Annotated in this window: 20 protein-coding genes; 9 read left to right on the top strand and 11 right to left on the bottom strand. The window is 69.2% G+C overall.

What is annotated here, in order from left to right; translation table 11 throughout:
- Window positions 1–11: 11 nt before the first annotated feature.
- The 7 genes from M5C96_RS05375 to M5C96_RS05345 all read right to left on the bottom strand — a co-directional run bounded on the left by M5C96_RS05375 (window position 12) and on the right by M5C96_RS05345 (window position 6,725).
- The gene (locus M5C96_RS05375) at window positions 12–1,553 is read right to left on the bottom strand and encodes a UxaA family hydrolase (protein ID WP_272567697.1); all 1,542 of its coding nucleotides are present in this window, start codon (window positions 1,551–1,553) and stop codon (window positions 12–14) included.
- A 46-nt stretch (window positions 1,554–1,599) separates the two neighbouring features.
- A complete protein-coding gene (locus M5C96_RS05370; protein ID WP_272567695.1) occupies window positions 1,600–2,736 on the bottom strand; it encodes a mannitol dehydrogenase family protein in 1,137 nt (378 codons plus the stop codon).
- A 13-nt stretch (window positions 2,737–2,749) separates the two neighbouring features.
- Window positions 2,750–3,760 (bottom strand): zinc-binding alcohol dehydrogenase family protein, encoded by a 1,011-nt coding sequence (locus M5C96_RS05365; RefSeq protein WP_272567693.1) that lies wholly within the window; start codon window positions 3,758–3,760, stop codon window positions 2,750–2,752.
- Between the two features lie 59 nt (window positions 3,761–3,819).
- Complete coding sequence (locus M5C96_RS05360; RefSeq protein WP_272567691.1) at window positions 3,820–4,596, bottom strand: transporter substrate-binding domain-containing protein; 777 nt, start codon at window positions 4,594–4,596, stop codon at window positions 3,820–3,822.
- A gap of 79 nt (window positions 4,597–4,675) precedes the next feature.
- Entirely contained in the window at window positions 4,676–5,404 is a 729-nt protein-coding gene (locus M5C96_RS05355) for an amino acid ABC transporter ATP-binding protein (protein ID WP_272567689.1), read from the bottom strand.
- Window positions 5,388–6,038, bottom strand: a complete 651-nt coding sequence (locus M5C96_RS05350; protein WP_272567688.1) for an amino acid ABC transporter permease — start codon at window positions 6,036–6,038, stop codon at window positions 5,388–5,390. The genes M5C96_RS05355 and M5C96_RS05350 overlap by 17 nt, the downstream gene beginning before the upstream one ends.
- An 18-nt stretch (window positions 6,039–6,056) precedes the next feature.
- Window positions 6,057–6,725 carry an amino acid ABC transporter permease gene (locus M5C96_RS05345; RefSeq protein WP_272567686.1) on the bottom strand — a complete coding sequence of 223 codons (669 nt, stop codon included), beginning with the start codon at window positions 6,723–6,725 and terminating at the stop codon, window positions 6,057–6,059.
- Window positions 6,726–6,943: 218 nt separating this feature from the next.
- Here M5C96_RS05345 and M5C96_RS05340 point away from each other — a divergent pair, with 218 nt between their 5' ends.
- Both M5C96_RS05340 and M5C96_RS05335 read left to right on the top strand, forming a co-directional pair.
- Window positions 6,944–7,636 (top strand): FadR/GntR family transcriptional regulator, encoded by a 693-nt coding sequence (locus M5C96_RS05340; RefSeq protein WP_272567685.1) that lies wholly within the window; start codon window positions 6,944–6,946, stop codon window positions 7,634–7,636.
- A gap of 268 nt (window positions 7,637–7,904) precedes the next feature.
- Complete coding sequence (locus M5C96_RS05335; protein ID WP_272567683.1) at window positions 7,905–9,590, top strand: methyl-accepting chemotaxis protein; 1,686 nt, start codon at window positions 7,905–7,907, stop codon at window positions 9,588–9,590.
- 23 nt (window positions 9,591–9,613) lie between these two features.
- On the opposite strand, the gene M5C96_RS05330 is transcribed toward M5C96_RS05335, so the two are convergent.
- A complete protein-coding gene (locus tag M5C96_RS05330) occupies window positions 9,614–10,348 on the bottom strand; it encodes a response regulator (protein ID WP_272567681.1) in 735 nt (244 codons plus the stop codon).
- Window positions 10,341–10,997 (bottom strand): response regulator, encoded by a 657-nt coding sequence (locus M5C96_RS05325; RefSeq protein WP_272567680.1) that lies wholly within the window; start codon window positions 10,995–10,997, stop codon window positions 10,341–10,343. Before M5C96_RS05325 ends, M5C96_RS05330 begins: the two co-directional genes overlap by 8 nt.
- A gap of 384 nt (window positions 10,998–11,381) precedes the next feature.
- Between M5C96_RS05325 and M5C96_RS05320 the strand changes: the two genes are divergently transcribed.
- Both M5C96_RS05320 and M5C96_RS05315 read left to right on the top strand, forming a co-directional pair.
- Window positions 11,382–12,176 carry an ABC transporter substrate-binding protein gene (locus M5C96_RS05320; protein WP_336297882.1) on the top strand — a complete coding sequence of 265 codons (795 nt, stop codon included), beginning with the start codon at window positions 11,382–11,384 and terminating at the stop codon, window positions 12,174–12,176.
- A gap of 1 nt (window position 12,177) precedes the next feature.
- The gene (locus M5C96_RS05315) at window positions 12,178–14,736 is read left to right on the top strand and encodes a sensor histidine kinase (protein WP_272567678.1); all 2,559 of its coding nucleotides are present in this window, start codon (window positions 12,178–12,180) and stop codon (window positions 14,734–14,736) included.
- A 65-nt stretch (window positions 14,737–14,801) separates the two neighbouring features.
- Here M5C96_RS05315 and M5C96_RS05310 read toward each other — a convergent pair whose 3' ends face one another.
- Window positions 14,802–15,740, bottom strand: coding sequence for an isopenicillin N synthase family dioxygenase (locus tag M5C96_RS05310; protein ID WP_272569615.1), 939 nt, complete (start codon window positions 15,738–15,740; stop codon window positions 14,802–14,804).
- A gap of 678 nt (window positions 15,741–16,418) precedes the next feature.
- Here M5C96_RS05310 and M5C96_RS05305 point away from each other — a divergent pair.
- From M5C96_RS05305 to M5C96_RS05285, 5 genes are all read left to right on the top strand, one after another.
- Complete coding sequence (locus M5C96_RS05305; RefSeq protein ID WP_272567676.1) at window positions 16,419–17,447, top strand: ABC transporter substrate-binding protein; 1,029 nt, start codon at window positions 16,419–16,421, stop codon at window positions 17,445–17,447.
- Between the two features lie 16 nt (window positions 17,448–17,463).
- Window positions 17,464–17,988 (top strand): nucleoside deaminase, encoded by a 525-nt coding sequence (locus tag M5C96_RS05300; RefSeq protein WP_272567675.1) that lies wholly within the window; start codon window positions 17,464–17,466, stop codon window positions 17,986–17,988.
- Window positions 17,989–18,076: 88 nt separating this feature from the next.
- Window positions 18,077–18,907, top strand: coding sequence for an urease accessory protein UreD (locus tag M5C96_RS05295; RefSeq protein WP_272567674.1), 831 nt, complete (start codon window positions 18,077–18,079; stop codon window positions 18,905–18,907).
- 175 nt (window positions 18,908–19,082) lie between these two features.
- Window positions 19,083–19,586 (top strand): tlde1 domain-containing protein, encoded by a 504-nt coding sequence (locus tag M5C96_RS05290; protein ID WP_272567673.1) that lies wholly within the window; start codon window positions 19,083–19,085, stop codon window positions 19,584–19,586.
- Window positions 19,583–19,969, top strand: a complete 387-nt coding sequence (locus tag M5C96_RS05285; protein WP_272567670.1) for a hypothetical protein — start codon at window positions 19,583–19,585, stop codon at window positions 19,967–19,969. Before M5C96_RS05290 ends, M5C96_RS05285 begins: the two co-directional genes overlap by 4 nt.
- Before the next feature lie 34 nt (window positions 19,970–20,003).
- Here M5C96_RS05285 and M5C96_RS05280 read toward each other — a convergent pair whose 3' ends face one another.
- On the bottom strand, window positions 20,004–20,834 hold the full coding sequence (locus M5C96_RS05280) for an SDR family oxidoreductase (RefSeq protein ID WP_272567669.1): 831 nt from the start codon (window positions 20,832–20,834) through the stop codon (window positions 20,004–20,006).
- Window positions 20,835–20,864 lie beyond the last annotated feature (30 nt).

The following is a 20,864-nucleotide window of genomic DNA, read 5'->3' as shown; positions in this document are numbered from 1 at the left end:
TCGGTCCGTCGTCACATCACGGCCCCGAGCTGCCAGGGCAGGAATTCGTTGTCGCCCAGGCCGTTGTCCTCGCTCTTGCTACGCTGCCCCGAGGCCGTGGCGATCATGAGGCGAAACAGCGCCTCGCCGGCCTCGGCGATGCTCTGGCGCCCCTCCACGATGCCACCGCAGTCGAAGTCCATGTCGAGCGCCATGCGCTGGAACATGGGCGTGTTGGTGGCCAGCTTGAGCGAGGGCGTGGGCTTGCAGCCGTAGGTGGAGCCCCGGCCGGTGGTGAAGCAGATCAGGTTGGCGCCGCCGGCCACCTGGCCGGTCGCGGACACGGGGTCGTAGCCGGGCGTGTCCATGAAGACCAGACCCTGCGTGCGAACGGGCTCGGCGTAGCCCACCACGTCCATCAGCCCGGTGGAGCCGGCCTTGGCGACCGCGCCCAGCGACTTCTCCAGGATGGTGGTGATGCCGCCGGCCTTGTTGCCGGGCGAGGGGTTGTTGTTCAGGTCGCCGCCATGCAGCGCCGCGTAGCGCTCCCACCAGGCCATGCGCTCCAGCAGCTTGGCCGCGACTTCGGGCGTGGCGGCGCGGTGCGTGAGCAGGTGCTCGGCCCCGTAGATCTCGGGCGTCTCCGACAGGATGGCGATGCCGCCGTGGCGCACCAGCAGGTCCACCGCCGCGCCCAGCGCCGGGTTGGCGCTGATGCCCGAGTAGCCGTCCGATCCGCCGCACTGCAGGCCCACCGCCAGGTGCCGCAGCGGCACCGGCTCGCGCCGCGCTGCGTTGGCCTGGACGAGCATGTCACCGAGGATGGCCTTGCCGTGTGCGATGGTCTCGCGCGTACCGCCCTCGTCCTGGATGGTGAGTGTGGCGAACAGGCCGGGCGCGCGCGCCGTCAGCGTCTCCACCAGCGGCGCGATCTGGTTGACCTCGCAGCCCAGACCAATGACCAGCACGCCGGCGAAGTTGGGGTGGTTGGCGTAGCCGCGCAGCGTGCGCTGCAGCAGTTCCAGCCCCTCGCCATTCCCACCCATGCCGCAGCCGCTGCCGTGGGTGATGGCGACCACGCCGTCCACCTGCGGGTAGGCGGCCAGCGCCTCGCCCTTGAAGGCGTCGGCGATGTGGCGGCACACGGTGGCCGAGCAGTTCACGCTGGCGATCACGCCCAGGTAGTTGCGCGTGGCCACGCGGCCGTCGGCGCGCACGAAGCCGTCGAAGGTCAGCGTTTCTTGCAACGCGCCCGTGGGCCGGTAGCCCACGCCCGCGCTGTGGCCGTGGCTCGATTCCGCCATGCCCACGTTGTGCACGTGCACGTGGTCGCCGGCCGCGATGTCGGCCGTGGCGACGCCGATGCCCTGGCCGTACTTGAGCACGGCCGCGCCGCGCGGGATGGACACAAGCGCCAACTTGTGGCCCGAGGCGATGGGCTCGCGGACCTGCACGGCGTGCCCGCCGATGGTCAGGCGCGTGCCGGCCTCCAGCGCCTGGCGCGCCACGGCCACGTTGTCGGCGGCGCCCAGCTGAAGGGCCAGGGGCGGAGTGGACTGCAGGTCGGTATTCATCGTCGGGGCTGCGCGGCAGGGCGGTGGCAAACAGGGAATGAAAGGGTCAGGCGGCGGCGAGGGCCACCTTCAGGCGCGGCTGGGCCAGGTGCGGGGCGTGCTCGGCCGCCAGGGCCACGAGGGGGCCGAAGCGGCGCTGCTTCTTTTGCGCGTGGTTCTGCGCGATGTCGGCGATGCGGTGGTCCAGAAACGGGTTTTCGAAGCGCTCGCGCACATCGACGAGGTAGGCCTCGGCCTGCGCCCGCGCGCCCAGGGCGCCGAACACGGGCAGGATCTCCTCGGTCCAGAGCGCCTCCAGCCCGGTGCGCAGCGCGGCATCGGCCATGGCCTCGCGCACGGTCTCGCCGGCGGCGCGGCCTTCCTGCTGCCAGCGCTCGGCCAGGTAGGTGTGGCCGGCGTTGAGCAGCAGCAGCTTGAGCCGCTCGTAGAACGCCAAGTCGTCGGTGAGCACGATGGCCGGGTGCTTGCACGGCAGCGTGAGGCGCGGGTGGCGCTCGACCACCCAGACGGCATAGGGCTCGGCCACCGCGCCCACGGGCGCGATGGCCTCGGACACGATGCGGTCCACCAGCGAGTTGCCCCACACGCAGTGCGCCGTGAGCCAGTCGGTGCATTCGGCCGGCAGCGCCCATTGGCGTGCCAGGCCCACGACCACATCGCGCAGCACGTCGCCGTTGCGCTCGACCAGTTCGCACGGCAGCAGCGTGATGGGCGCCTGCGGCGCGGCCTGCCAGCGGCCGTGCAGCAGCACCAGCAGCTTGGCGGGAAAGCTGTGCGGCGGCGCGCTGCCCGGGCGCAGCGCGGCGGGGCCGTCGCGGTCGTCGAGCAGGTAGCCGCGGTCTGCGGTGTTGGAGACGATCACGCGCACCGGTCCTGCCACGGCGGCGCGCAGCTCGGGCCAGTGCGTGGCGGCCTGCCAGGCCTCGCGCACCGCCGTGCATTGCACGGTGCGGTCCACGCGCTCGCCGCCGGCGAGACCCCGGATGCGCACGGGGTAGCCCTCGCCGCGCGCCAGCGCCGCGATGCGGGCCGCGCCGTCGGGGCGGTCGGTGGTCTGCACCACGGTGATGCCACCCAGCGCATCGCCCGCGCCGGGAGCGCCCGCCAGCGCCTCGGACACGAACAGATCGACGTGCGCCTGCAGGAACCGGCTGGTGCCGAACTGGAGGATGGGTTGGACCATGGCCGCGCGTTCCTCAGACTTCCACCAGGGCCTTGACCACGCCCTGGGCGGGGTCCAGCAGCCGCGCGAAATCGGCCGGTACGTCGGCCAGGGCCATGCGGTGCGTGTTGAGCGCCGCCGTGGGCACCTGGCCCGCGCGCATGGCGGCCAGCACGGTCTCGAAGTCTTCGGTGGTGGCGTTGCGGCTGCCCAGCAGCGTGGTCTCGCGCTTGTGGAATTCGGGGTCGGAGAAGGTGATGGTGTCGCGCACCACCGAGATCAGCACGTACTTGCCGCCGTGCGCCACGAAGCCGAAGCCGCGCTCGATGGCCTTGGCATTGCCCGTGGCATCGAACACCTGGTCGTAGAACTCGCCGCCCGTGGCGGCGGACAGCTGAGACTCGTCGCCCTCGCCCAGCGCCACGGCATGGGCCACGCCCAGCTCGCGCTGGCAAAAGGCCACGCGGTCCTGGCGGCCGTCGATGGCCGTCACCTCGGCGCCGCGCAGCTTCGCGAAGATCATGGCGGCCATGCCGATCGGGCCGGCCCCCACCACCAGCACGCGCTGGCCGGGCTGCACGTCGCCCCGGCGCACGGCGTGCGCGCCGATGGCGAGGAACTCGATCATCGCGGCCTGATCCAGCGTGGCGCCCTCGGCGCGGTGCACGAAGGCCTCGGGCAGCGAAAGCACCTCGGTGAACGCGCCGTCGCGGTGCACGCCCAGCACCTGGATGTTGACGCAGCAATTGGTCTTGCCCTGCCGGCAGGCCACGCAGGTGCCGCACGACAGGTAGGGCATGACATAGACCACGTCGCCCACCGCCAGCCGCCCGCCGGGCACGGCCTCTTCCACCACGCCCGACAGTTCGTGCCCCATCACCCGCGGGTACTGCAGGAACGGCTGGTTGCCCGTGTAGATGTGCAGGTCGGTGCCGCACACGCCCACGCGCTTGACGCGCAGCAGCACTTCGCCCTCGCCGCGCACGGGGCGTTCGCGCTCCACGGCGCGCAGGGTGCCAGGGGTTTCACAGATGACAGTCAGCATGGGGGGCTCGCAATGCAGGAAAAAGAGGGGTGGGTGGGTCGGTGGAATGGGCTGCTGGCTCAGTTGCCGCCGTGGTACTTCTTGTAGATCGCCACGAGCTTGCCGTTCTCGGTGTTCTTGGTGATCCAGTCGTTGATCCAGGCCTTCAGCTCGGGCTCGTTCTTGCGCAGGCCGACGCCCAGCGGCACCTTCTGCATGACGAACTTCTGCACCAGGTCCTTCTGCGGCGATTTCGCCAGGACCGTGTTCACGATGGCGGGCGAGGTGGCGATGATGTCCGCCTGCCCGCTCACTGCGGCGGTGACCAGCGTGGCGTCGTCGTCGAAGCGCACGATCTGCGCGCCCTTGGCGCCCTGCGTGACGACCTTGTCGTTGTTGGAGCCGCGCGTGGTGGCCACGCGCTTGCCCTGCAGGTCTTCGAAGCCCTTGATGTCCGCGGCCTTGGGGGCGGCGACCACGGCGAGGATCTGCGCGTAGGGCACCGAAAAGTCGATGACCTTCTCGCGCTCGGGTGTGACCGACAGCGAGGCGACCACGATGTCGGCCTTGCCCGTCTGCAGGAACGGGATGCGGTTGGGGCTGGTGGTCTGCACCATCTCCAGGGCCACGCCCAGGTCCTGCGCCAGCAGCTGCGCGGTCTCCACGTCGGAGCCCACGGGCTTCATCGCGTCGTCCACGAAGCCGTAGGGCGGCGATCCGGTGTCGAGGGCGATGCGGATCTTCTTGGCCTCGCGGATGTCCTTGAGCAGATCGGCATGGGCGCTGCCGGCGCCGAAGGCCATCAGGGCGGCCGAGGCCAGCAGGGTGCGCAGCAGGAAGGAACGCGGTGTTGTCATGGGGCTTTGTCTCCGTGTGAAAAGGAAGGGTTGGGGTCGGCCCCGTCTGGTGCGGGGCTCGGGAATCACCGTGGCAGCGCTACAGGCCGTTGCCGACGAAATCGCGCAGCTCGGTGGTGGCTGGCGCATCGAGGATCGAGGCCGGACCGCGCTCCCACACGCGGCCCCGGTGCATGAAGATGACCTCGTCGGCCACCTTGCGCGCAAAGCCCATCTCGTGCGTGACGAGGATCATGGTCATGCCGCCTTCGGCCAGCTTTTCCATCACGCGCAGCACCTCGCCGGTCAGTTGCGGGTCCAGCGCCGAGGTCACCTCGTCGAACAGCATCAGCTGCGGCTGCATGGCCAGCGACCGGGCGATGGCCACGCGCTGCTGCTGGCCGCCCGACAACTGCGAGGGGTAGCAGTCGGCCTTGTCGGACAGGCCCACCTGCGCCAGCACGGCCTGGGCACGCTCGCGCACCTCGGCCTTGGCGGCCTTTTGCACCAGGCGCGGGGCCAGCATGATGTTCTCCAGCACGGTGAGGTGCGGAAACAGGTTGTAGCTCTGGAACACGATGCCCACGTCGCGGCGCAGCTGGTGCAGGTTGAGCCCGGGCGCGGTCACCTCGTGGCCGCACACGCGGATGCGGCCGGCATCCACCGTCTCCAGCCGGTCGATGCAGCGCAGCGCCGTGCTCTTGCCCGACCCGCTCTGGCCGATGATGGCGACCACCGAGCCCTTGTTCACCGTGAACGACACGCCCTCCAGCACGCGGGTGGCGCCGAAGCACTTGGAGATGTTCTCGATCTCAACGATGGGCGACATGAAAGCTCCTCTCCAGGCGACGGCTCAGCACCGACAGCGGGTAACACAGGGAGAAATACAGGGCCGCCACGATCACGAAGATCACGAACGGCTCGAAGGTGGAGTTGTTGATGATCTGGCCCGCCCGCGCCAGTTCCACGAAGCCGATGGCCGAGGCCAGCGAGGTGTTCTTGACGATCTGCACCATGAAGCCCACGGTGGGCGGCGTGGCGATCTTCACGGCCTGCGGCAGGATGACGTGCCACACGCGCTGGTGCCAGCGCAGGGCCAGGCATTCCGCGGCCTCGGCCTGCGTGCGCGGCACCGACTCGATGCAGCCACGCCAGATCTCGCCCAGGTAGGCCGACACGTAGATCGACAGCGCCAGCGCCGCCGCCGTGAGCGGCGCCACGTTCAACCCGAGCGAGGGCAGGCCGAAATACGCCAGCGGCAGCAGCACCAAGAGCGGCGTGCCCTGGATCAGCTTGATGTAGAGGGACACGGCCACGCGCGACCAGCGCGGCCCGTACGAGCTGCCCAGCGCCACGGCAAAGCCGAGCAGCCCGCCGCCAGCGAACGCCAGCAGCGAAAGCCCCACGGTCCACAGCAGGCCGTCGAACAGGAATTGAAGGTGCGATGCGTTGAGAAAGCCCATGGTGCGTGCCTGCGGCTTTTAAAGGGGGGTGCCCAGGCGCCGGCGGCGCGGGAAGGCGACCATAGCCACCAGCCAGAGCGCGCCGCGCATCACCAGCGACATGGCCAGGTACGCCGCGGCCACGATGAGATAGGTCTCCACCGAGCGGAAGGTGTCCGACTGGATGCGGTTGGCCACCGCCGTCAGCTCCTCCGCCGAGATCTGCGAGCAGATCGACGAGGCCAGCATCAGCAGCACGTACTGGCTGGACAGCGCCGGGTACACGGCCGGCGGCAGCACCACATGGCGCAGCGTCTGCCAGCGCGACAGGCCCATGCATTCGGCCGCTTCCAGCTGGCTTTTGGGAATCGACTCGATACCGGCCCGCACGATCTCGCTGGTGTAGGCCCCCACGTTCACCACCAGCGCCACGATGGCCGCGGTGAAAGCGCCCACCTGCAGGCCCAGCGAGGCCAGCCCGAAGTACACGATGAACACCTGCACCAGCAGCGGCGTGTTGCGGATGACCTCGATGTACGCCCCCGCCAGCCGGGCCAGCCAGCGCGAGCGGCCGGTATTGGCCAGGGCGCAGAACACGCCCACCAGGAAGCCGAAGAAGGTCGATGCCAGCGACAGCGTGGTCCACGCCCCTGCCAGGAGATCGGGCCAGTAGGCCAGCGGCGCGGAGAAGTCGAAAGCGTAGTTCAAGGCAGTGTCGGCGTGCGGACCGCTCGGCGGCCCATCGCAGGGGGTTTCTGGTAAGGCCAATTTGAGCGCCAAATTCAAATTGGCCTTACCGGGTTAACCCCAGCCGAAGGGTTTTCAGCGATCCAATGCTTGGAATCTGGTGATTTCACCCCCTACACTGCGCGCAACCCCTTTTTGGTCAGGCCATATGGTCTGGCCAATTTCAATCCACACGTTTGATGAACGACTCGACCAAAGCCCTCGAATCCCGGCGCCTGTACCAGCAGATCGCGGACAAGGTGCGCCTGCTGATCCAGCAGGGCGATTACCGGGAAGGCAGCCGCCTGCCGCCCGAGCGCGATCTGGCGCAGCAGCTGGGCGTGTCACGCCCCTCGCTGCGCGAGGCGCTGATCGCGCTGGAGATCGAGGGCAGCGTGGAGATCCGCATGGGTTCGGGCGTGTACGTGTGCAGCCGCGCGCTGCGGCGCTCCGCCCTGCCCCCCTCCATGGGCGAGAGCCCGGCCGAACTGATGCAGGCGCGGGGCGCGGTGGAGGGGGCGGTCATCGTGCTGGCGTGCGTGCACGCCACGACGGACGGCCTGGCCCGCGTGCAGGCGAGCATCGACGCCATGCGCGCCGACATCGCGGCCGGGCGCGACGTGCTGGAGCACGACCGCGAGTTCCACGTGCGCATCGCGGAGATGACCGGCAACTCGGTGCTGGTGCGGCTGGTGGGCAGCCTGTTCGACGAGCGCCGCGGGCCGCTGGCCAGCCACATGCGCGAGCGGCTGGAAGGCCAGCCGACCTGGCATGCGGCCCTGGCCGAGCATGAGCAGATCTACCGCTGCCTCGCGGCCCGCGACCCCTTGCTGGCGGAGTCGGCCATGCGCTCGCACATCCGCGCGGCGGCGGACCGCTGGGTCATGCCCTGAGCTTCGGCACCGAGCGCTGAGCGTCGGGCGCGACGCCCTGCTCTTTTTCCTTCGTTGCTTCTTCACCGTCGCGCCGAGCCTCACGCCGGATGCGCCACTTCGTCCTGTTGCCGCTGCCTGGACCACCGTGCTCTGGGGGCCGAGCCGTGGCCTGCGCGACTGGCTGCCAACGAGCGCACACCCAGGAAATGTTTGCACACGTTTGAAATGAAAATGGCATAATTAATAAAAATGATATTTCCATCACCACATTGACGAGGCACTGACCATGCAACACCTCAAGATCTCCACCCGATTGATCATCGGATTCGGGCTGCTCGCCACCCTCGGCGTCGCCATTGCGCTGCTCGCTGCGCTCCGCATGCAGGGCCTGGCCCAGGACCTGACCGAGGTGTCGGCCAACCGCATGGTCAAGGTGGCACAGTTCACCGACATCAAGGACAACCTGAACAACGGCGCGCGCGCGGTGCGCAACATCATCATCTCCAGCGACCCCACACTGCGCCAGGGCGAGAAGAAGAAGGTTGCCGAAGCCCGCGTGGCCAATACCGCACTGCTCCAGCAACTGGATGCGTCGCTGGCCCTGCCGATGACCCGCGAGCAACTGCGCATCATCAACGCCAACCGCGAGCCTTACAACCAGGCCATCGATCGGGCCATCGCTCTGGCGGAAGCCGGTGACAGCGCAGCGGCGGGAACGTTACTGATCAAAGAAGTGCGCACCCTGCAAAACGCCGTGTTCGGCGCCGTGGACGCATCCCGCGAAATCCAGCGTGGCCTGGCCAATCAAGTCGCCAAAGAGGCCCTGGCCCATGCCAACAACATGGCCGTGGTGCTGGGTGTGGCCGCAGCGCTGATGCTGATCGTCAGCGTGCTGGTCGGCTGGCTCATCGTTCGTGATCTCTCCCGTTCGCTGGGCGCCGAACCCTCCGCGTTGGCGGCAGCCGCCAACAATGTGGCGGCCGGCGACCTGAGCGCGGCACTGGTGGTGCGCAGCGGCGACACGGTGAGCGTGATGGCCGCCATGGCCCGCATGCAGGAGGCGCTGACCTCGGTGGTCGCCACCGTGCGCCATGGCTCCGACGGCGTGGCTACGGCCAGCGCCGAGATCGCCCAGGGCAACAGCGACCTGTCGGCCCGCACCGAACAGCAAGCCAGCGCGCTGGAAGAAACCGCGGCCTCGATGGAGGAGCTGTCCAGCACCGTGAAACAGAACGCGGACAACGCCCGCCAGGCCAACCAGTTGGCCGTGAGCGCATCGACCGTCGCCGCTCAGGGCGGTCAGGTGGTGAACGACGTCGTGAGTACGATGAAGATCATCGACGACAGCTCCAAACGCATCGCCGACATCATCGGCGTGATCGACGGCATCGCCTTCCAGACCAACATCCTGGCGCTCAACGCCGCCGTGGAGGCCGCCCGGGCCGGCGAGCAAGGCCGTGGTTTCGCGGTGGTGGCCAGCGAAGTGCGCAACCTGGCGCAGCGCAGCGCAGAGGCCGCGAAAGAGATCAAGTCACTGATCGACAGCAGCGTGGCCCAGGTGGGCGAGGGCACGGCGCTGGTGGCGAAGGCCGGCAGCACCATGACCGAGGTGGTCACGGCCATCCGCCGCGTCACCGACATCATCGGAGAGGTGAGCGCCGCCAGCACCGAGCAAAGCCAGGGCGTAGCCCAGGTGGGCGAGGCCATCGTCCAGATGGACCAGGTGACCCAGCAGAACGCGGCCCTGGTGGAGGAAAGCGCTGCGGCAGCCAGCAGCCTGAGCACGCAAGCCCAGCAACTCCTGCAGGCCGTGGCCATTTTCAAGCTCGGCGCACAAACGGAGGTGAGCAACGCCATGGCACACCAGGCAGGGCCATCGTTCAGCGGGCAGGCGGGCGTCGGAAAAAGGCATGCCCAGCCCGTAGCGAACACCCGTGCCATCCCCAGGCTCAGCGCCATGGCCGGCCGTTGACCAAGGCGCCCTGCGGCTGAAGATCAAGCGCTCAGATGATCTCGCAGGGCTTTCCAGCCGGCCACTGAGGCAGGCACGTCTTCGGCGCAGGCGGCCTCTTCGAGGCGGCTGGCCACTTGGTGGCCTTCGCTGCGGCCCAACGTGAGCAGTACGGTGCGCAGGTTGTGCGCCAGCCGGCGCAGCGCGGCCAGGTCGGCCACGGCGGCGGCCCGGTCCCCCTCAGCGCGATCCTTGGGGAATTGCAAGAAGCAGCGCTCGCGATAGCTCTCGAACAGGCGGCGGTTGTTGGCGAAGTGCGTGGCCACCGCGAGGGTTTCGTGCTCCGCCAGGCCCTCCACCGCCAGGGCGGCAGGCGCGGGCGGCGCAGAGGGAGGACTTTGGCCGGCCAGTTGCAGGGCATCCCGCACGCAGCCTTGCAGATCGCCCACCGAAGCCGGTTTGGCCAGCGTACGCCAGATGTTCATCGACGCCAGTTGCTCGCGCACCTTGGTGTTCAATCCTGCGCTGAACACCACGACCTTGGCGTCCACGGCGAGGGAACGGTCGGCGGCCATGCGCTGGATCAGCCCCATGCCGGATTCCCCGGGCATCATCAGATCGGTGATCACCAGCTGGACACGGTGCTCCGCCAGGAACTGCAGCGCCTGCTCCACGCTGCTGCAGACCTGCAGCCGCACCGGCAGGTCGTCGAGCACCATGCCGACGAAGCGGGACACCAGGGCATCGTCTTCCACCAGGAGGACGACGGGTTCATCCATGGCGCAGCGTTTCCAGGCAGGCCTGCAGCGCCCCGGGCAATTCGGCGACCAGCCGGGGCTTGTGGATGACGGCCACGCCCTGCAGGGCGAAGGCATAGGGCGCGCGTTGCGATTCGTCGAGCGAGGTCACCACGATCAGCTCGCTGCGCGCGAACTGGGGATGGGACCGCAGCGTGGTGATCAGGGTCGCGCCATCCAGGCCGGGCAGCAGGATGTCCACGATGAGGATGTCCGGCTGCAGCTGCCCGTACAGGGCCAGCCCGGCGATGCCGTCATCGGCCACCTGCAGCCCCAGTTCCGGAAACTGCTGCTGCACGATGAGCTGGATGAGGTTCTGGAAGTGCGTCGAATCCTCGATGAGCAGCAACAGGGGCTTTTTCGGCGCGCCGGCCTCGGTTCCGGCCCCGGTCCGGGCGTCGTCCGCCCGGCGGTTGTGCGGCTGCGCTGGGGCGGCCTTGTTGCCCTGCAGCCATTGCTGCACGGATGCGCGGGAAATGCGCCGGTGCCCGCCGGGCGTCTTCCAGGCTTGAAGCTCCCCGCGATCCACCATGAGTTGAACGGATCGAACGGCCATGCCGAGCAGCTTGGCCACCTCCAGGGTGGTGCAGTGATCGGTCACGTCGGAGATCTCAGGAGCAGATGTTGCCATGCGTGAATTGTGCCGCTGTTGGGTTCAAAACAAACAAATTTAAAGATGATAAAAATGATTTTTCTGATTAAAATCAGCCAACGACGCTGTTTTTTATTTCTATCATTTTCTCACCATCCGATCCCATGGCCTTCACCGCTCGTCGTCCCTGCTCAAGCGTCTGGCAAAAACCCGGCGCCGCGCTGCCATGGGGCGAGCCTGGCCTGACGCGCCTTCCCCGGAACCCTGAGATCGGTCAAGGTAAAGGCACAGGCCGACACGGGCGACCGGGCACCGGCCTCTATGATGCGCTGACACCCCAGGCCGCCTTCCCGGCGGGCCTGCATCCCGAGGACATCGCGCGCCCCCTTTCCTGCAGGGCGCGGCCCTGAAGAAATGGATGGCATGAAGCGGATCGTCCTTTCCCTCTCGCTGCTTTCTGGGGCCTGCCTGGCCGCCTGGCCGGCGGTGCAGGCCGGGCCAGTGTCCGATCGGGTGCGCTCGACCGGGGTCTTGCGGGTCTGCATCTGGCCCGACTACTACGGCGTGACCTACCGCCATCCCCGCACGCGCGAGCTGAAGGGCATCGACATCGACCTGTCGGCCGAACTCGCGAAAGACCTGGGCGCGCGCCTGGAGTACGTGGATTCCTCCTTTCCATCCCTGGTGGCCGACCTCACCAGCCGCCGGTGCGACGTGGCCATGTCCGCCATCGCCGTGACCCCGCAGCGCCAGCAGGTGCTGGATTTCACGCAGCCCTACCTGCACAGCGACGTGTACGCCATCACCACCAAGAACAATGCCGTGGTCACGCAATGGTCCGACATCGACCAGCCCGGCGTGCGGGTCGGCGTGCAGCAAGGCACCCTGACGGGGCCGATCATGGCGGCGCAGTTGCAGCATGCGAGGGTGGTGCCGGTCGACGCGCCCGCCACGCGCGAGCAGGAGCTCATCTCCGGCCGCGTGGATGTGTTCATGACCAACTACTTCTACAGCCGCCAGTTGCTGGACAACGCCAACTGGGCCAAGCTCCTCGTGCCGGCGCATTCGATCCAGGTCGTGCCCTACGCCTACGCGGTGCGGCCCGGCGATGGTGCCTGGCTCCGGCAGATGGAGGATTTCGTGGTCCGCATCAAGCGCGACGGCCGGCTCAAGGCCGCCGCGGAAAAGAACGGCCTCGGCCAGGTGATCGAGCCCTGACATGACGATGAAACGCCGCGCTCCCTCCCCACCCTCCCTCGCGGCGGAACCGGCGCTGCGCTTTCGCGGGCTGCCTGCCAGTGGCCTCGTGCTGGCCGCCGGCGTGGCGGCCGCGCTGCTGGCGGCGGCCGCGATGGCCCTGCTCGCCGTGAACGACATGCGTGCGACGATGACCGCCAGCCAGGTGCAGGCCCAGTTGCTGGCCCGCATCATCGAAGACCAGGCCGCCCGCACGTTCGATGCCGGCGACATGGCGCTGGGCGTGCTCGCGCATTCGCAGGCACTGACCGATGCCCCCACCAGCACGCAGGCCATGGAGGTCGCGATGCGGCAGGTGCTGGCCGGGCTGCCCTTCATGCGCGGCGTGGCGGTGGTGGACACCAAGGGCCTGGTGGTCGCCAGCACCGTCACCGGCGAGGCGGGTACCTTCATCGACGTCACGGGCCTGGGGCCCTGGGTGGAGGAAGAACGCCAGCGCATCGGCCCGCTGGTGCCGGGCCGCAGCCTGGGCAGCCTGCGCCGCACCACGCCCCCCGACGTGGCCCCGGCGGGCATGTCGTTCATTCCGCTGCTGCGCGGTTTTCGCACCAACGGCGGTCGGGACCTGATGCTCGTGGGGCTGGTCAATCCCGGTGCGCTGTCCAACTTCCAGTACCTCACCCTGGAATCCCTGAGCTACGACGCGGTGATCGCCAGCGACGACGGCCAGGTGCTGGCCAGTTCCGCGCCCGCCGCTGCCCTGGTCGGCCGGCGGATCGACAACCTGCCCGTCTTCCACAGCTACCTGCCCCACCGCGACTTCGCCAGCTACATCGGCCAGGGCGTGCTGGGCAGCGACCGCATCCTGGCCTTTCGCGCCTCGCGCGACAAGCCACTGGTGGCGATCGTGGAGGAGCCCTACGCGATGGCACAGGACCGGTGGCTGCAGGAGGCCCAGAGCATGCTCGGCATCGGCCTGGCCGCCGTGCTGCTCGCCCTCGGACTGACCGCGACCGCCTGGCGCGGCCTGCGAGCGCGCGAGGCCGCGCAGCGCTCGATGAACCTCGCGCAGCGAAAGATCGCGCAGAGCCAGCACGATCTGGCGGTGCTCATCAGCAGCGTGCAGGAACTGATCTTCCGCACTGATGCGCACGGCGTCATCACCTATGCCAACGCGCGGTGGGACACGATCAGCGGGCGCAGCCCCTCGCATGCCGTGGGGCAGACACTGCCGGACATCGTGGACTCGGTCAGCCGCAACGAGGTCGTGGCCATGCTCGACACCGAATCCACGGCGCAGGCGCGCACCTGCCAGGCGCTGATCCGCAGCGCCGATGGCCGCCACCTGCTGTTCGAGCTGGCGGTGGTACCGCTCATCAGCGAAGGGCGCATCGCCGGCTTCGCCGGCAGCGCGGTGGACGTGACCGGGCGCTGGGAGGCGCAGCTCAAGCTGCAGGCCCAGCTGGCCTTCCAGAACCTGCTGCTCGAAACCACGCCCCTGCCCATGTCCCTGACCGACAAGGACCATTGCGTGGTGCTCGTGAACCGCGCCTGGGAGGAATACAAGGGCCGGGGCCGCGCGCTGGTGATCGGCGAGCGGCTGCATGCCTTCCTGCCGCCGGACGAGGCCAACGTCGTGGTGGAGGCCAACCAGCGCCTGCTGATGCAGGGCGGCAAGATGACGCTGGAGACCCGGCTGCTGCACGGCGACGGCACCCACCGCGACGCCCGCGTCTTCAAGGCAGCGCTGACCGACGAGATGGGCCACGCCACCGGCGTGCTGAGCATCCTGATGGACGTGACCGACTTCCGCATGGCCGAGCGCGCCATCCAGGAGGCGCGCACCGCGGCCGAGGAGGCCTCGCGCACCAAGTCCGAGTTCGTGGCCAACATGAGCCACGAGCTGCGCACGCCGCTGCAGTCGATCATCGGGTTCGCCGAGCTGGGCGCGCTGCGCAGCCCGGCCGATGCGCGGCTGGCCGGCATGTTCACCGACATCCACTCCTCAGGGCAGCGCATGCTCACGCTGGTCAACGACCTGCTGGACGTGGCCAAGATCGAAAGCACGGTGGGTACCTTCCACCTGGAGCGCACCGACCTGCGCGGGCTCATCCGCTCGGTCGCGCGGGAGTTCGACCCCCTGCTCGCCCGGCACCGGCTGTACCTGCATCTGGAGCTGCCGGATCTGCCGCTGGTCGCCAAGGCCGATCCGCTGCGGTTCCAGCAGGTCATGCGCAACGTGCTGGCGAACGCGGTCAAGTTCTCGCCCGGGGGCTCGACCATCGAGCTGCGCGGCTTCATGGACGGCCTGGGGCAGATCCACATCGAGATCGAAGACAGCGGCCCGGGCGTGCCCGAGGAAGAGCTCGAGCGCATCTTCGAGGCCTTCATGCAGTCGAGCAAGACGCGCGACGGCTCGGGCGGCACCGGCCTGGGCCTGGCCATCTGCCGCAAGATCGTCGAGGCCTTCGGCGGGCGCATCCATGCGAGCAACACGGCCCAGGGCAGCGTGTTTCACATCGTCCTGCCGGCACGCGGTGCGTCCGAAACCACACCGGCGCCGCTGACCTCCACGGTGTAGCGCCTGGCACCTGCGGCGTCCGGGCAGCGCACGCGGCCCGGCCCTTCGGCGCACGCCCGGCGCGCTCAGTACTTCGCGAAATTCGCCGTGATGCGCTGGCGCAGGTAGTCGCCCGCGGTGATCGGCGGGTACTTGCGGCCCGGGCCTTCCACCACGGCATCCTCGTTCGCCTGGCAGAAGAACGCCAGGCTGTAGCGCGCACCCTGGTATTCGTGCGGCAGCGGATTGCGCACGCGGTGGAAGTTGCTGGGCAACTGATCGTCGCTCCAGCGGGTCAGCATGTCGCCGATGTTGCAGGTGATGACGCCTTCGGCCGGCTCCACGCTGGTCCACTGGCGGCTCTCCATCTCCTTGCCGGGCAGCACCTGCAGCCCGCCCTGGCCCGGGCGCTGGAACAGCAGCGTGAGGCAGTCGAAATCCGTGTGCGCGCCCGCGCGCCACAGGCCCAGTTCGTCCTTGAGCGCCGGGTCCACGGCGAAGTAGTGGAGCATGCGCAGGGTGCTCTGGTAGGCCGCGCTCGACGGGTCGTGCGCGCGGGTGAAGAAGTCCGGATCGAACCCCAGCCGGTCCGCGAAGCACGACAGCAGTTGCATGCCCACGTGCCAGCACTGCGCCTCGAAGCGCAAGGTGGCTTCCTGGAACCCCGGCAGCTCGGCCTCGCTGGGCCACAGGCCCGCCATGCGCGGCCGGGTGACCTGGTAGGACTCCTTCTGGTCCGGCGTGCGCGTGGACGGGCGCACCTGCGCCTTGTGCTCCCAGCCGGCGTTGCGCGCCAGCGGCCACTGCGCCTTGGTCTCGCGCGGCAGGTCGAAGAACGCCTGGGCGCGCGCGAACGCGTTTCGGATGTCCTGCACCGGAATGCCGTGGCCGGTGACCTGGAAGAAGCCGATCTCGACCGAGGCGCTCCACAACTGCTCGGCGATCTCGGCCTTGCGGTGTTCGAAGTCGGACAGGTCGATGCGCCGGATTTCGCGGGCGCTGGTTTCCGCGCCCATGCCGCCCATGCGGGCTTCCTTTTCCAGTTCGCCACGCACATCAGCGGTGGCGTCTGCGGGGTCGGCAGGGGAGATGGCGGGATGATTGGCGGTGCTCTGCTGCATGGCGGGTTTCCTCGTCGGATGAACCAAGGCCCATGGCGGACACGGCCAGGCAGGCACGCGCCACGGGGCTCTTGAAGGGGACAAAGGCGGCGACCGGCGGCACGCATTCGCCAGGACGGCAACGGCGCGCCGGCGGCCACCACCGGCTTCAAGAGCAATGACCCGCCGATGGGGCCCGCACGGGGCAGGCCATCGGGCTGAACGCTTCTACTCTTGCGGGGCGTGCAAGCAAATCGCAGGCCAATCCGTGCGCAGCGGGTGGACCAACGCTACGGCACAGCGGCGGCACGGGCCGCCGCACCGCGCCTCACCGCAACGGGGACCGCCACGCACCAGCCGCGTGCCTGCCCTGCGAGAAATGCACCAGCGGCGACACCCAGCGGCCGCGCCACATACGCCCAACCGGAGCCGACTCCAACGGCGTCGTTCAGGCACGCTTCATGCATCGCAGCCTCCGAGTAGAAGCGTTCAGCCCGGCCCGTTCCCCCACGGCGCCGTTGCCCGGAAATTGCTCAGTTCGCACCGATGCACGGCGCAGATGCGCCGTGGCCGGCTGTCATCCCCGAACCTGGAGCCACCGCCATGCAACGCCGCCGATTCCTCGCCACCTCCGCCACCACCCTCCTGTCCGCCACCCTGGCCGCGCCCGCCGTGCACGCCCAGGGCAAGGCCACCACAGCGCTCAAGTTCACCCTCGACTTCCGCGTGACCAGCCAGACCGCGCCGTTCTTCCTGGCCGCCGCCAACGGCTACTACAAGGACGAAGGGCTGGACGTGGGCATCGACGTGGGCTCGGGCTCCGTGGCCTCGATCACGCGCGTGGCCAGCGGGGCCTACGACCTGGGGCTGGGCGACATCAGCGCGCTGGCCGAGTTCCACGCGCAGAACGCCGACGCGCCGGTGCAGGCCATCTACCAGTACTACAACCGCGCGCCCTTCGTCATCATCGGCCGCAAGGACCGCGGCGTGACCACCGACTTCCAGTCGCTCAAGGGTAAGCGCGTGGCCGCCGCCGCCGTGGAATCCACGCGCCGCAGCTGGCCCATGGTGGCGCGCCAGCTCAACACCAGCCCCGACCTGTTCCAGTGGGTGACCACCGACTTCAGCGCGCGCGACAACGTGATGGTGCGCGGCGACGTGGACGCGGCCACCTACTTCCACGACTCGGCCGTGTCCCTGTTCACCCGCATGCCGCCGCAGGACCTGGCGGTGATCGAGTACGGCAAGACCGGGCTCAACCTCTACGGCAACGCCATCCTGGCCGGCCGGCTGCTGCAGGAGCGGCCCGACGTGGCGCGGGCCTTCCTGCGCGCCACGAACCGGGCGCTGCGCGAGACGCTCTCCAACCCCGATGCGGCGATGGCCGCCATCAAGGCGCGCGAGCCCATCCTGAACATGGACATGGAACGCGCCCGCTGGGCCATCACGCGGCAATACCTCGCCACGGCCGAAACGCAGGCCATCGGCCTGGGCAGCGTGAACCCCGAGGTGCTCACGCGGCAGATCGACGAGATCGCCACCACCTTCGGCCTGGCCCGCAAGCCGGCGGCCGAGCGCGTGTTCAACCCGGCGTTCCTGCCCGCTGCGGCCGACCGCAAGGTGCCGGCCTGAAAGCGGAGACCGCCCGATGAACATGCCTGCTTCCCCCGCTTGCGAACTGCCCGAGGAAGTCCCCCTCGCCCCGCGCGACGGCCTGTACCTGCGCCGCGCCATCGCCCTCGCCGACCAGGCCCGCGCGCGCGGCAACCGACCGTTCGGCGCCGTCATCGTGGGTGCGGACGACCGCATCCTGGCCGAGGCCTGGAACGCCAACGGCGAAACGGGCGACTGCACCGCGCATGCCGAGACCTCGGCCGTGCGGCTGGCCAGCCCGCACCATCCGCGCGAAGCCTTCGCGCAGGCCACGCTGTATTCGTCCGGCGAGCCCTGCGTGATGTGCGCCGGCGCGATCTTCTGGGCCAACATCGGTCGCGTGGTGTACGGCATCGACGCCGTGCGGCTGCGCGCCTTTCGCGGCGAGCGGCTGGACCAGCGCGACGCTGAGCTGTCGTGCCGCGACGTGTTCGCGGCCTCGTCCCATGCCATCGAATGCATCGGCCCGGCGCTGATCGAGGAGTCCTCGGCCTCGCACCGGGGCGCATGGAAAGCCTGAAGCCCATCCCCTGCGTCCGGTCGGCATCGAATCGGCCCGATGCCGGCGGATATCATGCCGGTCTAGCTCACGATTTGATAGCAACCGCATGACCTGGCACGCCCACCTGCAACTGGACTACCGCCGAGAGGCCGAGCGCACGGTGGCGCGCTTCGAACACGGCGGCCCGCTGCGCATCCTGCAAAGCCTGTACCCCGAAGGCGATGCGGTGTGCCACAACGTGCTGGTGCATCCGCCCGGCGGTTTGGTGGGGGGCGACACGCTGGACATCCGCACCACCGTCGCGGCCGGCGCGCACGGCCTGGTCACCACCCCCGGCGCCACGCGCTTTTACCGATCCACCGGTGCCCCCGCCTTGCAGCGCACGCACGCCGTTCTGGCGCCCGGCGCGCGGCTCGAATGGCTGCCGCTCGAAGCCCTTTGCTACAACGCCTGCCAGGCCGAGAACCGGCTCACGCTGGAGGTGGCCCCGGGCGCCGAATGCCTGGGCTGGGACGTCACCGCGCTCGGGCTGCCCCACGCAGGGCAACCGTTCGAATCGGGCCGCTTCACCCAACACATCGAGGTGCCGGGCGTGTGGCTGGAGCGCGGCCACATCGACGCGGCGGACCGGCTGCTGCTCGACGGCCCGCTGGGCCTGGCGGGGCACCGCTGCATGGCGTCGGTCTTCTTCATCGCCGGCGAAGCCCTGACGCGGGAGCGGCGCGAAGGCGCGCTGGACGCCGCCCGCGCCGCCATCGACTCACACCCGCTGGCCGCCACGGCCGGCGCCACCAGCCCCCATCCGAACGTGGTGGTGGTGCGGGTGCTCGCGCCCGTGGTGGAACCCGCCATGGGCCTGCTGCAGGCCGTGTGGGCGGCTTGGCGTGCACAGTGCTGGGGCATGGCGGCGCAGCGGCCGCGCACCTGGTCGGTGTAGCGTGCCAGAGGCGCGCTTTCGGTGTGCGGAGTGCGATACGTCCGGACACCCTGCATTACAAAAACGCACGGGGCACGGCAGAACCCCCTCCTAGAATCGGCCGGCCGCGCTGAACCCGGGCGCCATGCCCGTTGCGCATGCTCCTTTTGCGCGGCGCCAACCCTTTCACCCCGCCATGTCCGATCCCTACGCCCTGGAGCGCAGCCGACCCCACGCCCCCGGATGCCTGCAATCGAAAATCGCACTGCAATTCGACGGAAAAGTCCTGCGCGGCACGGGCACGCAATCCGTCCTCGCGCTGCCCGCCGTGTCCGGCAAGCCCAAGAACGGCCACTTCGACTACTCCACCGAATGGCAGAAGACCCGCAACGCCGGGCCCATCCCCGAAGGGGACTACTGGATCCAGCCGTCCGAGATGTGGTCCAACAACTGGCTCAAGAACCTGTACCGCTCGCCGCGTGCGGCCTGGGGCAACTTCCGCCTGACCATCCACCCCTATCCGGACACCGAGACCTACGGGCGCGGCGGCTTCTTCATCCACGGCGGCTCGACGCCGGGCAGCGCCGGATGCATCGACCTGACCGTGCACATCGACAAGTTCGTCGAAAAGCTCAAGAGCGAACTGGGAGGCCTTCCCGAATGCTACATACCGCTCACCGTCCGCTACCCGCCCCAATGAAGGCCCGAAGCACCACCGCGCTCCTGGCCTTGGCTCTGGCACCGGGGCTGGCCCTGGCGGAAGTCAGCGACAAGACGCCGGCCCTCTGGCACATCTGGGCCGTGGCCCTGGGCGCCTCGGCCGTGTGCATGGCGAGCATGGCCTGGCGCCGGTGGCTGGGCGCGACGCTGGCCGTGGTGCCCGCGCTGTGGTTCGCCGGGCTGCTGCTGGAGATCCACTCCACCGACGTCGGGCCCTACCTGTATGCCGAACAGGGCTGGAGCTACTACCTGCAGGCGTACCTCGCGCTCGCCCTGTTCCTCGCCAGCCTGGTGCTCGGCATGCGCCTGGGCGAGCGGCGGCGGCGCAAAGCGGCCGCCGCCGGGGCCCGGCTGCGGACTTAAAGGGCCTGCCGCCCCAAAGGCGGCCCTCTTCGCGTCAGAACGTGCCCGGAAACGCCCCGCCGTCGGCCAGCACGTTCTGCCCCGTCAGGTAGCCCGCCTGCACGCTGCACAGGAACGCGCAGATCGCACCGAATTCCTGCGGCGTGCCGTAGCGGCCGGCCGGAATGGCCGCCTGGTGCGCGCGGCGCACATCGTCTTCGCTCTTGCCGGTCTTCTGGACGGTCGCCTGGATGTTGGCCGACAGGCGATCGGTGTCGAACTTGCCCGGCAGCAGGTTGTTGATCGTCACGCCCTTCGCCGCAATGGAGCTGCGCGAGGCGCCCGCCACGAAGCCCGTGAGGCCGCTGCGCGCGCCGTTGGACAGGCCCAGGATGTCGATGGGCGCCTTCACCGCGCTCGACGTGATGTTGACGATGCGCCCGAAGCCCCGTGCCGCCATGCCGTCCACCGTGGCCTTGATCAGCTCGATCGGCGTGAGCATGTTGGCATCCACCGCCTTGATCCAGGCATCGCGGTCCCAGTCGCGGAAGTCGCCCGGCGGCGGGCCGCCCGCGTTGGTGACCACGATGTCGAACGCCGCCCCGGGCCCGCCCTCCACCGAGAGCGCTGCGGCCCGGCCCTCGGGCGTGGTGATGTCCGCCGCCACGGCCAGCACGACCGGCTGCGGGTGCTTGTGCGCCAGCGTGGCCGACTCGTTGGCCGCCGCGGCCAGCAACTGCGCCGCAGCCTGATCCAGCGCCTCGGCGTTGCGGGCGTTGATCACCACGTTCACGCCCTCACGCACCAGCGCCTCGGCGCAGCCATACCCCAATCCCTTGCTGGCGCCGCACACCAACGCCCATTTACCGGCAATACCCAGGTCCATAGTCTCCTTTCACGGCCGGCGCGCCCGGCC

Origin of the sequence: Acidovorax sp. GBBC 1281 (assembly GCF_028473645.1) — a bacterium.
Taxonomy (GTDB): Bacteria; Pseudomonadota; Gammaproteobacteria; order Burkholderiales; family Burkholderiaceae_C; genus Paracidovorax.
The sequence above is the reverse complement of the archived record's forward strand: the minus strand, read 5'-3'. Positions and strand labels throughout refer to the sequence as shown.

Bases quoted from the DNA above. Each gene is read 5' to 3' on its own strand.
- M5C96_RS05335 (WP_272567683.1), top strand. From the start codon at position 7,905: ATGCAACACCTCAAGATCTCCACCCGATTGATCATCGGATTCGGGCTG.
- M5C96_RS05315 (WP_272567678.1), top strand. From the start codon at position 12,178: ATGACGATGAAACGCCGCGCTCCCTCCCCACCCTCCCTCGCGGCGGAA.
- M5C96_RS05325 (WP_272567680.1), bottom strand. From the start codon at position 10,997: ATGGCAACATCTGCTCCTGAGATCTCCGACGTGACCGATCACTGCACC.
- M5C96_RS05360 (WP_272567691.1), bottom strand. From the start codon at position 4,596: ATGACAACACCGCGTTCCTTCCTGCTGCGCACCCTGCTGGCCTCGGCC.
- M5C96_RS05285 (WP_272567670.1), top strand. From the start codon at position 19,583: ATGAAGGCCCGAAGCACCACCGCGCTCCTGGCCTTGGCTCTGGCACCG.
- M5C96_RS05355 (WP_272567689.1), bottom strand. From the start codon at position 5,404: ATGTCGCCCATCGTTGAGATCGAGAACATCTCCAAGTGCTTCGGCGCC.
- M5C96_RS05365 (WP_272567693.1), bottom strand. From the start codon at position 3,760: ATGCTGACTGTCATCTGTGAAACCCCTGGCACCCTGCGCGCCGTGGAG.
- M5C96_RS05300 (WP_272567675.1), top strand. From the start codon at position 17,464: ATGAACATGCCTGCTTCCCCCGCTTGCGAACTGCCCGAGGAAGTCCCC.
- M5C96_RS05340 (WP_272567685.1), top strand. From the start codon at position 6,944: ATGAACGACTCGACCAAAGCCCTCGAATCCCGGCGCCTGTACCAGCAG.
- M5C96_RS05295 (WP_272567674.1), top strand. From the start codon at position 18,077: ATGACCTGGCACGCCCACCTGCAACTGGACTACCGCCGAGAGGCCGAG.
- M5C96_RS05350 (WP_272567688.1), bottom strand. From the start codon at position 6,038: ATGGGCTTTCTCAACGCATCGCACCTTCAATTCCTGTTCGACGGCCTG.
- M5C96_RS05290 (WP_272567673.1), top strand. From the start codon at position 19,083: ATGTCCGATCCCTACGCCCTGGAGCGCAGCCGACCCCACGCCCCCGGA.
- M5C96_RS05375 (WP_272567697.1), bottom strand. From the start codon at position 1,553: ATGAATACCGACCTGCAGTCCACTCCGCCCCTGGCCCTTCAGCTGGGC.
- M5C96_RS05320 (WP_336297882.1), top strand. From the start codon at position 11,382: ATGAAGCGGATCGTCCTTTCCCTCTCGCTGCTTTCTGGGGCCTGCCTG.
- M5C96_RS05370 (WP_272567695.1), bottom strand. From the start codon at position 2,736: ATGGTCCAACCCATCCTCCAGTTCGGCACCAGCCGGTTCCTGCAGGCG.
- M5C96_RS05330 (WP_272567681.1), bottom strand. From the start codon at position 10,348: ATGGATGAACCCGTCGTCCTCCTGGTGGAAGACGATGCCCTGGTGTCC.
- M5C96_RS05280 (WP_272567669.1), bottom strand. From the start codon at position 20,834: ATGGACCTGGGTATTGCCGGTAAATGGGCGTTGGTGTGCGGCGCCAGC.
- M5C96_RS05310 (WP_272569615.1), bottom strand. From the start codon at position 15,740: ATGGGCGGCATGGGCGCGGAAACCAGCGCCCGCGAAATCCGGCGCATC.
- M5C96_RS05305 (WP_272567676.1), top strand. From the start codon at position 16,419: ATGCAACGCCGCCGATTCCTCGCCACCTCCGCCACCACCCTCCTGTCC.